Raw genomic sequence first — 11,933 nt, forward strand, 5'->3', positions numbered from 1 at the left:
TCGTTCCGCAGGCTCCACCGGCACCACCCGGGTCGTTCCGCAGGCTCCACTCCCGCCCCCGGGTCGTTCCGCAGGCTCCACTCCCGGTTGCCTAGGCTGGTCGCGTGTCCACCCAACCCGAGAACCTCACCCCACCGGCCACTTTTCGATCCGCCGGGGTCCTCGTCGCAGCACAAGGTGCCGTCTCGCTGGTCGCGGCCTTCGTTCTCGTCGTACGCGCGGTCTCCGGAGAGGGCGACAACGCTGTCGCCAACGGGTACGGCACGGCCGGGTGGTTCGGCGTGCTGGGCCTCGGCGTCGGGGCTGCAGGCGTCGCCCTGATTCTCGGCAAACGGTGGGGGAGAGCACTGGCAACCGTCGTCCAGCTACTGCTGCTTCCCGTCGTGTGGTCGCTGCTCACCGGTTCACATCAGACCGTCTACGGCATCGTTCTGGGAATCGTTGTGGTTGCCGTGCTGGTGCTGCTGTTCAGTCCACCCTCGTCGCAGTGGATGGCGGCCGAGTACAGCGACGTCGACGACGAACCGCGTCTCTAGGACGCTGTCGCTGCCAGGTCCCTCAGGGCACCGTCGGTCAATCGGAATGTGGTCCACTCGTCCTGAGCCTGCGCGCCCAACGCTCGGTAGAACCCGATCGACGGGGTGTTCCAGTCCAACACCGACCAGGTCAGCCGCGTGTAGCCGTTGGCTTCGCACTCGGCCGCCAACGCTGCCAGCAGTGCGGTTCCGAACCCATGGCCGCGTGCGTCCGGCTGCACGTAGAGGTCCTCCAGATAGATTCCGTTGACCCCGTCCCAGGTGGAGAAGTTCAAGAACCACAGAGCGCACCCCACCACCACGCCGTCGCGCTCGGCGACGTGCGCGAATACCGACGGATTCTCACCGAACAAAGCCGACCGAAGTTGGTCGTCTCGGACCGTGCACAACGAGGACGCCTTCTCGTACTCCGCCAGTTCGTGGACCAACCCGCAGATGGCGGATACATCGTCTTCGGTGGCGCGGCGGATCATCGTGGACCTCCGGTCGGGTCGGTGCCGATCGAGCGATCGGTGGCTGCAGAGAGAATCGAGGGGTGAACATTGTGGGCGATGAGCTGTCGAAAGGAGTGCTCGAAACCGAGCAGTGAGTAGGCGGCCGGGGACAATGCGAAGCGCTTCCCTTCGGTGATGGACGCTTCCGTCCAACCGGCGATCAGTGCTCGCGAGAAATGGCCGTGTCCCACCAGCACCACGTCCCGGCCTTCGAGCAGTGGAAGAACAACGGACAACACCAGTTCGACGCGAACAGCGATGTCACCGATCGACTCTCCGCCCGGGCACGGGTGCGTCCAGACGGTCCAGTGCGGCACTGTCTCGTGGATCTCCGACGACGTGATGCCCTCGTAGTCGCCGTAGTCCCACTCCGACAGCGCATCCCATGTTCGATCGACCTGGAGCCCCGCGAGATCGGCTGTTCGACGGGCCCGTTCGCGCGGGCTGCTGATGACCACCGGGTCGCGCAAATTCAGCAGAGTCAGCAGTGAGCCGGCCTCGACTGCCTGCTGCTCACCGTGCGCGGTGAGTGGAACATCGGTGTTTCCGGTGTGCTTACCCGCGAGGGCCCATTCGGTTTCCCCGTGACGGAGTAGAACGACTCGGCCGGCCTCGACGGCTCCGTGGTTGGTCATGCACACGATCATGCCTGCCGTCGGGTGTGGCCTTCGTCATACCGAACCGGTGGATGTGTCCGAAAACGCGATTGAGTCCAGACCTACCGGACGGTTATTCTCTTCTGGATCTTCACCGTCGCAGGCAACGCAGTCCTGCCCGTCAGTGTGCTCACTGCATTGACCTCGTAGCTCTTCTCATCGATCTGGAGAACAATGACCGACTTGCAGAAGCCCGCGCCCTCCGGTGCCCCGGAGAAGCTCGACGGAGCGTTGCTGAAGATCGCCGGTGTCGTCGTTCTCGGCGCGATCATGTCGATTCTCGACGTCACCGTCGTCAGCGTGGCCTTGAGGACGTTCACCGACGTGTTCGAGACCACGTATGCCAACGCGGCCTGGACGATGACCGGTTACACCCTCGCCTTGGCCACCGTCATCCCGTTGACGGGCTGGGCTGCGGACCGTTTCGGCACCAAGCGTCTCTACATCACGGCACTGGTGCTGTTCGTTCTCGGTTCGGTGCTGTGCAGTTTCGCCTGGGACATCACGTCGTTGATCGTGTTCCGTGTACTGCAGGGCCTCGGCGGAGGCATGTTGATGCCCCTGGGCATGACGATCATGACGCGTGCCGCCGGCCCCGAACGGATCGGCCGCGTGATGGCCGTGCTCGGTGTGCCGATGCTGATCGGGCCCATCGCGGGCCCCATCCTCGGCGGGTGGCTGATCGAGGCCGCGAGCTGGCACTGGATCTTCCTCATCAACTTGCCGATCGGCATTCTCGCGCTGATCGCCGCAATCGTGATCTTTCCGCGAGACAATCCGACCCCGTCGGAATCGTTCGACTTCCGCGGCATGCTGATGCTCTCGCCCGGTCTGGCCCTGTTTCTCTACGGTGCGTCGTCGGTCGTCGAAACCGAGACCGTACTGGCCGTCAAGGTGCTGGTTCCGGTCATCGTGGGCCTGGTGCTGATCGTGTTGTTCGTCTTCCACGCTCTGCGCGTCGAGCATCCGTTGATCGACCTGAGGCTCTTCCGGAACCGTTCACTCACCGTCGCAGTCATCACGACCACCTTCTTCATGGTCGCGTTCATGGGCGCAGGGTTGCTGTTTCCCAGCTACTTTCTGCTCCGCGGCGAGTCCACACTGACGGCCGGGCTGCTTCTCGCACCGCAGGGTATCGGCGCGATGATAGCCATGCCGATCGCCGGAGTGATTGCGGACAAGACCGGTCCAGGACGAATCGTGCTGATGGGCATGGTCCTGATCACCGCAGGCATGGCGGTGTTCACCCAGGTCGGCACCAGCACGTCGTACACGTTGTTGATCGGAGCCTTGTTCGTCATGGGGCTGGGGCTCGGCTCGACGATGATGCCCATCATGACTGCTGCGCTGCAGACGTTGACGAACGAAACAGTCGCTCGCGGTTCGACATTGATGAACATCGTCCAGCAGGCCGCCGGATCGATCGGCACCGCGTTGATGTCGGTGGTGTTGACCGCGCAGCAGAAGCCGGCGCTGACGGCCTCGAGCCAGCTCGAAGCATTCGACATCTCGGCGCGCGCGTTCGGGACCACCTTCATGGTCGCGTTGGTGCTCATCGTCATCACGTTCGTGCCCGCGTTCTTCCTGCCCCGAACCAAGCACGTTTCTCAGGAATCCGCGCCGCCGATCGTGATGCACTGACGCGCCCGGAACCGACAAACCTCGCTCGAGCGGCGAATCTAGGCAAGGATCAGGGCGTGACGACAATTCTTGCGGTAGCGAATCAGAAGGGCGGCGTGGCCAAGACCACTACGGTCGCCTCGCTGGCAGCCGCGCTGCACGCACTCGACCGACGCGTTCTGGTGGTCGATCTCGACCCGCAGGGATGCCTGACGTTCTCGCTCGGTCACAACCCGGACAAGCTCGACTCGTCGGTGCACGAGGTATTGACCGGGGACGCACAGGTCGAGGACGTACTGATCGAGACGGCAGAGGGGATCGTGCTGTTGCCCGCCACGATCGACCTCGCGGGTGCGGAGGCGCTGCTGCTCATGCGCGCCGGTCGCGAGTTCGCGCTCAAGCGTGGTCTGGCACCGATTCTGCAGGATTTCGACGTGGTCGTCATCGATTGCCCACCCTCGCTCGGTGTTCTCACGCTCAACGGTCTCACGGCCGCGCAATCGGTTCTGGTCCCGCTCCAGTGCGAGACGCTCGCTCACCGCGGCGTCGGACAACTACTGCGGACGGTGTCCGAGGTGCAGCAGATCACCAACCCCGACCTCGCACTGCTGGGTGCACTGCCCACCCTGTTCGATGCCCGTACCACCCATAGCCGAGACGTGCTCGGCGATGTTTCCGATCGGTACTCGCTGCCGGTCCTCGCTCCGCCGATCCCCAGGACGGTGCGTTTCGCGGAGGCGAGTGCATCCGGCGCAACGGTGCTGTCGGGGCGAAAGAACAAGGGCGCGCAGGCGTATCGCGAGCTGGCCGAGAACTTGTTGGCCCACTGGGAGGGCACAGCAGAACTGAAGACGTACGACCCTGCGGAGTAGCTCCTCCGATCGGCCGTCCTCGATCAACCCAGCGCGACCAGGTCGGAACCGCGCTGCTCGACGACGACATCGCCGATCACGGAGGTCTGCACCGGTCCGTCGTAGTCGCCGCGATCGATCGGAATCTCGGCAATCACCGTGCCGGTGGCGAGCTCGACCACCGCGATCGCGTCGGGCACGGGAACCAGCAGCCTGCCGGCCATGACGGCACCGCTGCCGAGGGCCCCGGGCATGGACCACGCCGGAGTCAGGTCGGTGGAGTTCAGTGCCTGCACTCCGGAGCCGGTGAACCAGGTGAACACCGAACCCTGTTTCGCTGCCGGCGAGGCGGGCGGTGCGGATGTTGGGCCGAGGCCCGCGGGGAGAGCGAACTCGGAGACGGCCGTGGCGGTGTCGTCGTAGAGCGCGATGCGCGCAGGGGCACCGTTTGCGGACGGAACATACAGCGCGACAAGGCTTCCCGTCAGAGCCAGGACGCGTCCGGATGTCGGCTCCTGCTCCGAGGTGACGAGATCCGGGACCACCGAGGATCCGTACTCCTCGGGTTCGCTCGCATCCTTGGGGGCAGGGTTGAGCAGAGACAGTCGTGCGGCCGGCTCACCCGGGCACTGTTCGAGTACCGCCGTCCGCGAATTGGACGACGTGGTGGACAGGAGCGTGCATCCGGTTCTCGGCTGAGTACCCGGGTTGACCGGAGCATCGACGCGCCCGTATTCGAGTGTGCGCACCATGTCCGAGCGCCACAGTTCCATCCGAGTGTCACCTCGCGAGGTCACGTAGGTGCCGTCGGACGAGAGGTACACCGAGTCGTCTGCGTCGGACGTGCGCTGTGCTGTGCGGACGCCGGTCGATCCGTCGAGCGTGGTCACCTGCGAGCAACCGCGGTCGTCGCGGTAGACCGAGACGGCAGTGTTCCAGGAGGCGATCACCGAGCACAGGGGTAGGTCTCGCGAGTACGACCACGCCGGGTCGCCGGAACGGGGGTCGTGGCCGACGACCGAACCGCCATCGGCGGTCACGACTGCCGAACCGGTCACGACCGGAACCGGCGTATGCGCCGAATCCGTCGCCGAACTCGGTGCCCGCCACAACTCGGACAGGGCGGCGGGCACGGAGGCGGCCGCCTCGGACGGCGCGAGTGGATTGTCGGCCGTGACAGAGGTGGTGCCCCGAGCGTCACCCGTGAGCCAAGCGACGCTCGCGGCCACGACCACCGTCACCGCGATGACTGCCGCGACGACGAGATCGGTTCTCGACCTACGTTCTGGAGCCAGCACGGCTGGAGACTACTCCGACGCGCTCGCCGTCGACGGTCCGGTCTCGGCGGACGATCCGCTCGTGCGGCGACGGCGTCGGCGACGAGGAGCGGTCTTGGTCGACGCTTCCGGTGTCGACGAATCGGTCGAATCCGACTGTGCCGCAACAGGGTTCGCGGTCGATGCAGAGGCGTTGGCCGAGTCGGTCGAGGTCGAGGCCTGGTCCCCGTCCTGTCCCGCGCGGGTGCGACGGCGGCTGCGTGAGCGGCGCGGCTTGCTCGGTGCGGACGCCTCTGCCGACGGTGCTGCGGACTCGGTGTCGGGGGCCTTGTCAGCGGCCTGCTCTGCGGCTCGCGCGGGTGCCGCCTTGCGTACGGTGCCGGTCGCATCGGTGGGGATATCGAGCTCGGCGAACAGATGCGGCGAGCTCGAGTAGGTCTCGACCGGATCCGGCATACCCAGATTCAGGGCCTTGTCGATCAGCTGCCAGCGCGGGATATCGTCCCAGTCGACGAGGGTGACGGCGATACCGGTGCGCCCTGCACGGCCGGTACGGCCGATGCGGTGGACGTAGGTCTTCTCGTCCTCGGGGCACTGGTAGTTGATGACGTGGGTGACGTCGTCGATGTCGATACCTCGGGCCGCGACGTCGGTGGCGATCAGCACGTCGATCTTGCCGGTGCGGAACGCCTTGAGAGCCTTCTCGCGTTGGACCTGCCCGAGATCTCCGTGGACCGCGCCGACCGAGTAGCCACGCTCGGCGAGCTCGTCGGAGACCTTCTGCGCGGTGCGCTTGGTGCGGGTGAACACCATCGTCGCGCCGCGGCCTTCCGCCTTGAGCACCTTGGCGACCATCTCGACCTTGTCGAGTGCGTGCGCCCGGTAGACGTGCTGGGCGGTGCGATCGTGCACGGCGGAGGACTCCGCCTCTTCGGCCCGGATGTGCGTCGGCTGCGTCAGGAACGTGCGCGCCAGCGTGATGATCGGGCCGGGCATCGTCGCGGAGAACAGCATCGTCTGACGCTTGTCGGGGACCATGCCCAGGATGCGTTCGATGTCGGGAAGGAACCCGAGGTCGAGCATCTCGTCGGCCTCGTCGAGAACCAGGACGCCGACCTTGCCGAGGATCAGGTGGTTCTGCTTGGCGAGGTCGAGTAGACGGCCGGGAGTGCCGACGACGACGTCGACGCCGTTCTGGAGCGCGCTGATCTGAGATTCGTACGGGCGGCCGCCGTAGATGGAAAGAACCTTCACCGGGCCGTTCGCGCCGCTGAGGTACTTCGATGCATTCTCGAGGTCGGAGCTGACCTGAACACACAGCTCACGGGTCGGCACGATGATCAGCGCGCGTGGCGTGCCGTCGAGCGGGGTCGTTCCGGAATTCTCCGTGGCGAGACGATGCAGCAGAGGCACACCGAAACCGAAGGTCTTGCCCATTCCGGTCCTGGCCTGCCCGATGAGGTCGTCTCCCGCGATCGCCAGCGGAAGAGTGAGCTCCTGGATGGCGAAGGTGCGCTCGATACCCATGTCGGCGAGTGCACGAACGATGTCGGCGTCGACGTTCAACTCGGCGAACGTCGGCGGCACATGCGTGTCGTCCAGTTGGGCCGACAGGGTCGTGTCGCCGGTCTCGGATTCTTGGTCTACGACTATCTTGCTCAGGGGACTGGCCTTCCTCGTGGTCGAACGTACGCACAAGGAAGGGCACAGGCCTATTGCCGGCCGAAGTCGATGCCCTCAATCCGATGTGATGTCGCCGTCAGCCTCAGCGCGGCCGCGAACTGTGACGTTCGCTGCGGCGAAGCTCTCGAGGCGACCCGGATCAGGTGCGCACACATTATCGATGATCGCCGCATCGGCTTTCGGTCCGTGTGACAGGTCCGCGAGCAACGATCGACACCATGGTAGCTTGCCCGGCCCGATTCTCCACGGTCGACGGGTCGCGGCAGGTGTGACGCGCCCCGCGACGGGGCGTCGGACACGGGTCTACGATTCGTGGAATGGGAGCCCATTCGTCGGAGTCGTCGTCGCCCGCAGTTGCATCCACCGCCCTCGTCGGGTCGAGCGATCCGAACAGAGGGGAGCCCGCGATCGCACACGATCACCCGGGCGTTCCCGACTTGTTCGCCGTGCTCGCCTACGGCGAGATCTCTGCGTTCTACCGGTTGGCGGAGGACGCTCGAATGGCTCCGTCCATGGAAGGCCGGGTGGCGCTGGCGAGTATGGCCGCCGCCGAGATGAGTCATTTCGAGACGTTGGAACAGGCTTTGTCCAACCGTGGCCTCGACGTGTATTCGTCGATGGATCCGTTCGTGCGGGCTCTGGACGAGTACCACGCCTCCACCACGCCGTCGACCTGGTTGGAGTCGTTGGTCAAGGCATACGTGGGTGACGGAATCGCCGCTGATTTCTACCGGCAGATCGCGCACAGCCTCGCCCCCGACGTCGCGGAGATCGTCCGCGACGTGTTGGCCGAGACCGGGCATTCGGAGTTCGTCGTCCACGAGGTGTCCGAACGGGTCCGGGCGAGCTCCCAGGACAAGGCACGCCTGATGTTGTGGGGGCGTCGACTGCTCGGCGAGGCGATCACGCAGGCCCAGTTCGTGCTCGCGCAGCGCGAGTCGCTGACCGATCTCGTCATCACCGCGTCGGGCGACCTCAACGGGGTCGTCGCTCTGTTCGATCGCATGCAGGAGCAGCATGCCGAACGGATGTCCTCGCTCGGGTTGGACTGATCGGCTCGATCGGGCACCGGGCGGGGCGGGTCCCCGCCCGGTGTTCGCTGACAGCACAGGCCTGGAAGCGGCTGCGGCACGCGGGCTGCACTAGCCTGGCGAGAACAGCGTCAGTTGTCGAGAGTTCGGAGGTTGACCGTGGAGGTCAAGATCGGTGTGTCGGAGAGTTCCCGTGAGCTCGTCGTGAACAGTGCGCAGTCCCCGGCCGAGGTCGAAGCGCTCGTATCGACCGCCTTCGCAGGTAAGGACGGAGTGCTGTCGTTGGAGGACGAGAAGGGACGCAAGTTCTTGATCCAGACCGCCAAGGTGTCGTACGTCGAGATCGGCCCGTCCGATCCTCGCAAGGTCGGGTTCGCAACCACCTGAGACGGCCGGTAACACCACACGCCCCTCGTTCTTCTCGAACGAGGGGCGTGTGGCGTATGTGGGCGGGATGCCCGACCGGCTGGTTACGGAGACTGCAGCGGAACGTGCGACAGGCCGCCCCAGGCCAGTGAAACCGTGGTGTCGACGGCGTCTTCCTTGGAGATCGGCCGATCTGCTTCGAGCCAGTAGCGTGCGGTGAACTGGCTGGCACCGACGAGGCCGACGGCCAGCACTCGTGCTCGGTACGGATCGAGTCCGGAATCGTGGGCGACCAGGTCGAAGACGGCGTCGACGCATGCTTCGGTCGCCTGCTCCACGCGGGCGTTGACCTGAGGGTCACCCATCAGATCCGACTCGAAGACCAGGCGGAAACCCTGGGTGTCGGTGTCGACGAAATCGTAGAACGCCAGAACCGCAGCGCGGACGCGTTGCTTGTTGTCGGTCGTCGAACGCAGAGCCTGACGAACCCCGGCGATGAGGGTGTCGACGTAGCTCTGCAGTACCGCCAGGTACAGCTCGAGTTTGCCGGGGAAGTGCTGGTAGAGAACCGGTTTGCTGACTCCGGCGCATTCGGCGATCTCGTCCATTCCCGACGCGTGATAGCCGCGGGTCACGAAGATTTCGCTCGCAGCAGCCAGCAGTTGCGCCCGACGGGCATCACGCGGCAGCCTGGCGCTGCGGCGGTTGCCGGTGGTGGCCGGACGGTCGGAGGACCTCCGGTCGTCGAGATCTGTCATCAAATATGTTCCCATCGCGTCGACAGCTGCGCTCGTCTTGGTTCGACAACGTGCGGTCCGGCGTGAACTTCCGGCGGGTGGCCTTCGGTTCGGACCGCTCGTAGCGCAGATCACGGGCAACGATACTCGTGGCCGTCGGCACCGCTGGGATCCTGGGGGATCCTTGTCGGAAACGGGCGATCTCGAATCACATCGCATGGTTTGTTTGTACGATGTTTGTCGTACCGAGAGCCCGATAGATCCGTCCCCGGTATCGGCGTGCCGAGCGGCGAGCGAGCAGGATTGTGAGATCGTGAGCGAGTGACTGACCGAGGCGAGCCGCGAATTCGCGGCGGTGTGCAGTCCGGCGGGTTCGACGAGCGGTCGGACGATCTTCCACGAGGCGTGGGTGGTCGTGGGTCGCATCAGCCCTTGCGCGCGCAGTGGGACCCGACGCAGCGCGAGGTCAAGGACCGCAGTCGCCGCCCCGAGCGTGACGTGCGTAAACAAACCAAGTTGGGAAAGTTCGCCGCCACCTACGGCTGGCGGGCGTACGCGGTACCGATCCTGATCGCCGTCACCGCGCTCGTGGTCGTCGATGCCGTTAGGGCCGGTGACCCGGTCGTCGGCACCGCCTCTCAGGGCACCTCCCAGGACCCAGGGTTCGGCACGCTGAGCTCCGATACGTCCGGAACCGGAATCATCGGGGTCCCGCCGCAGGCCGACGGCAACTTCGCGGAAACGATCTCGTCCGGTGAGCTGCCCGACGGTGGACCGTTCGCGGTGCAGGGGGCAGGCACCTGGCACACCGTCGCCGGCAGCACCGAGCAGGTCGGCCAGGGAACCGAGCGGGTGTTCACCTATACCGTCGAGGTCGAGGACGGTGTGGACACCGTCGGTTTCGGCGGCGACGAGTCGTTCGGCCGTCTGGTGGATCAGACGTTGGCCAACCCCAAGAGCTGGACCAACGACCCACGTTTCGCGTTCCGCCGTATCGATCAGGGTGACCCGGATTTCCGGATCTCCCTGACGTCGCAGATGTCCATTCGGCAGGCGTGTGGATACGACATCCAACTCGAGGTGTCCTGCTACAACCCCGGCATCGAACGGGTCGTGCTCAACGAACCCAGATGGGTACGCGGAGCGATCTCCTTCCAGGGAGACATCGGTTCGTACCGTCAGTATCAGATCAACCACGAGGTCGGGCACGCCATCGGCTACCAGCAGCATCAGCCGTGCGAAACCGACGGCGGGCTGGCACCGGTGATGATGCAGCAGACGTTCGGAACGGCCAACGACGACATCGCGCGGCTCGACCCCGAGGGCGTCGTGCCCATGGACGGCAAGACCTGCCGGTTCAACCCGTGGCCCTATCCGCGCGGGTGAGCGATCGCGGATTAGATTCGAAGGCGGCGAACGCAGTTATGTGGTCGCCCCGTCGAGTCGAGGAGTGTCGCTGAGCGTGGTCCACCTACCGCCACTGGTCGAAGCCACCGGTGAACTGACCTCCGAGGAGGTTGCCAGGTACAGCCGTCACCTGATCATTCCGGACGTCGGAACGGACGGCCAGAAGCGGTTGCGGAACGCCCGCGTGCTCGTGGTCGGAGCCGGCGGACTGGGTTCGCCTGCGCTGCTGTACCTCGCGGCCGCCGGCATCGGAACTCTGGGCATCGTGGAATTCGACGACGTCGAGCTGTCCAACCTCCAGCGACAAGTCATCCATGGGCGGTCCGACGTCGGACGACCGAAGGCCGACAGCGCACGGGACTCGATCCTCGAACTCAACGACGGCGTCTCGGTGGTGCTGCACAGGGTCCGCCTCGACTCGTCCAACGCGATCGACATCTTCGGCAATTACGATCTCGTTCTCGACGGCACCGACAACTTCGCCACCCGATACCTCGTCAACGACGCGGCCGCACTGGTCGGTATCCCGTACGTGTGGGGTTCGATCTACCGGTTCGAGGGGCAGGTCTCGGTGTTCTGGGATGCAGCTCCGGGCGGCGTCGGGATCAACTATCGAGATCTGTACCCCGAGGCTCCGCCGCCGGGAATGGTGCCCTCCTGCGCCGAGGGTGGCGTCCTGGGCGTGCTCTGCGCCTCGATCGGGTCGGTCATGGTGACCGAAGCCATCAAGTTGATCACCGGAATAGGCGAGACGCTGCTGGGACGGCTGATGATCTACGACGCGTTGGCCATGAGCTACCGAACCGTCGGACTGGCCCGTGATCCGCACCGAACCCCGATCACGGAACTGATCGATTACGACGCCTTCTGCGGGGTGGTGCCGGCCGTCGAATCCGACGACGCCTCGATCAGCCCCGAGCAGCTACGGGCGATGTTGGATTCCGGACGCGAGGTCGCCTTGATCGACGTGCGTGAGCCGGTGGAGTGGGACATCGTGCGGATCGAGGGCGCTCGGCTGATACCGCGCGGGCGAATTCTGTCCGGGGCGGCGTTGGCCGAACTGCCACAGCAGGTACCGATCGTTCTGTACTGCAAAACCGGCATCAGGTCCGCGGAGGTTCTCGACGCTCTCGTCGGTGCCGGTTTCACCGACGCAACCCATCTCGACGGCGGAATCGTGGAGTGGGCCAAGCAGATCGAGCCCGGCCTGCCCATCTACTGACGTGGCGGCTGGGCCGCATGCGCGCGTCGTCCGCAGAGCTCTGCCCGATCGGC

Annotated in this window: 12 protein-coding genes; 7 read left to right on the forward strand and 5 right to left on the reverse strand. The window is 65.4% G+C overall.

The window, feature by feature from the left end:
* The first annotated feature begins 104 nt into the window (after positions 1-104).
* Positions 105-536 (forward strand): hypothetical protein, encoded by a 432-nt coding sequence (locus tag AB0P23_RS14855; RefSeq protein WP_027496526.1) that lies wholly within the window; start codon positions 105-107, stop codon positions 534-536.
* Here AB0P23_RS14855 and AB0P23_RS14860 read toward each other — a convergent pair.
* Positions 533-1,009, reverse strand: a complete 477-nt coding sequence (locus AB0P23_RS14860) for a GNAT family N-acetyltransferase (protein ID WP_032387174.1) — start codon at positions 1,007-1,009, stop codon at positions 533-535. The two genes, AB0P23_RS14855 and AB0P23_RS14860, sit on opposite strands and share 4 nt — an antisense overlap.
* The gene (locus AB0P23_RS14865) at positions 1,006-1,665 is read right to left on the reverse strand and encodes an acid phosphatase (protein ID WP_283541555.1); all 660 of its coding nucleotides are present in this window, start codon (positions 1,663-1,665) and stop codon (positions 1,006-1,008) included. Before AB0P23_RS14865 ends, AB0P23_RS14860 begins: the two co-directional genes overlap by 4 nt.
* A gap of 195 nt (positions 1,666-1,860) precedes the next feature.
* Here AB0P23_RS14865 and AB0P23_RS14870 point away from each other — a divergent pair, with 195 nt between their 5' ends.
* The gene (locus AB0P23_RS14870) at positions 1,861-3,327 is read left to right on the forward strand and encodes a DHA2 family efflux MFS transporter permease subunit (RefSeq protein ID WP_027496528.1); all 1,467 of its coding nucleotides are present in this window, start codon (positions 1,861-1,863) and stop codon (positions 3,325-3,327) included.
* 56 nt (positions 3,328-3,383) lie between these two features.
* Positions 3,384-4,178 (forward strand): ParA family protein, encoded by a 795-nt coding sequence (locus AB0P23_RS14875; RefSeq protein ID WP_363798004.1) that lies wholly within the window; start codon positions 3,384-3,386, stop codon positions 4,176-4,178.
* A gap of 23 nt (positions 4,179-4,201) precedes the next feature.
* Here the strand turns inward: AB0P23_RS14875 and AB0P23_RS14880 are convergent, their stop codons facing one another.
* Positions 4,202-5,455 carry a hypothetical protein gene (locus AB0P23_RS14880; RefSeq protein WP_094622384.1) on the reverse strand — a complete coding sequence of 418 codons (1,254 nt, stop codon included), beginning with the start codon at positions 5,453-5,455 and terminating at the stop codon, positions 4,202-4,204.
* 9 nt (positions 5,456-5,464) lie between these two features.
* Positions 5,465-7,021: a DEAD/DEAH box helicase gene (locus tag AB0P23_RS14885; RefSeq protein WP_363798006.1), complete on the reverse strand. Its 1,557-nt coding sequence runs from the start codon at positions 7,019-7,021 to the stop codon at positions 5,465-5,467.
* 413 nt (positions 7,022-7,434) lie between these two features.
* On the opposite strand from AB0P23_RS14885, the gene AB0P23_RS14890 reads away from it, so the two are divergent.
* A complete protein-coding gene (locus tag AB0P23_RS14890; RefSeq protein WP_241257832.1) occupies positions 7,435-8,169 on the forward strand; it encodes a ferritin-like fold-containing protein in 735 nt (244 codons plus the stop codon).
* Between the two features lie 138 nt (positions 8,170-8,307).
* Entirely contained in the window at positions 8,308-8,535 is a 228-nt protein-coding gene (locus AB0P23_RS14895) for a DUF3107 domain-containing protein (RefSeq protein WP_027496533.1), read from the forward strand.
* An 83-nt stretch (positions 8,536-8,618) separates the two neighbouring features.
* Here the strand turns inward: AB0P23_RS14895 and AB0P23_RS14900 are convergent, their stop codons facing one another.
* Positions 8,619-9,272, reverse strand: coding sequence for a TetR/AcrR family transcriptional regulator (locus AB0P23_RS14900; RefSeq protein ID WP_027496534.1), 654 nt, complete (start codon positions 9,270-9,272; stop codon positions 8,619-8,621).
* A 384-nt stretch (positions 9,273-9,656) separates the two neighbouring features.
* On the opposite strand from AB0P23_RS14900, the gene AB0P23_RS14905 reads away from it, so the two are divergent.
* Together AB0P23_RS14905 and moeZ are read left to right on the forward strand one after the other, a co-directional pair.
* On the forward strand, positions 9,657-10,637 hold the full coding sequence (locus AB0P23_RS14905; RefSeq protein WP_094622501.1) for a DUF3152 domain-containing protein: 981 nt from the start codon (positions 9,657-9,659) through the stop codon (positions 10,635-10,637).
* Positions 10,638-10,713: 76 nt separating this feature from the next.
* Positions 10,714-11,880, forward strand: a complete 1,167-nt coding sequence (moeZ, locus tag AB0P23_RS14910) for an adenylyltransferase/sulfurtransferase MoeZ (RefSeq protein ID WP_080729269.1) — start codon at positions 10,714-10,716, stop codon at positions 11,878-11,880.
* The last annotated feature ends 53 nt before the right edge of the window (positions 11,881-11,933 follow it).

Origin of the sequence: Rhodococcus sp. NPDC077669 (assembly GCF_040686915.1) — a bacterium.
In the GTDB taxonomy this organism is placed as follows: domain Bacteria; phylum Actinomycetota; class Actinomycetes; order Mycobacteriales; family Mycobacteriaceae; genus Rhodococcoides; species Rhodococcoides fascians.

Coding starts and splice junctions, on each gene's coding strand:
- AB0P23_RS14860 (WP_032387174.1), bottom strand. CDS start 1,009: ATGATCCGCCGCGCCACCGAAGACGATGTATCCGCCATCTGCGGGTTG.
- AB0P23_RS14865 (WP_283541555.1), bottom strand. CDS start 1,665: ATGACCAACCACGGAGCCGTCGAGGCCGGCCGAGTCGTTCTACTCCGT.
- AB0P23_RS14870 (WP_027496528.1), top strand. CDS start 1,861: ATGACCGACTTGCAGAAGCCCGCGCCCTCCGGTGCCCCGGAGAAGCTC.
- AB0P23_RS14890 (WP_241257832.1), top strand. CDS start 7,435: ATGGGAGCCCATTCGTCGGAGTCGTCGTCGCCCGCAGTTGCATCCACC.
- AB0P23_RS14900 (WP_027496534.1), bottom strand. CDS start 9,272: ATGACAGATCTCGACGACCGGAGGTCCTCCGACCGTCCGGCCACCACC.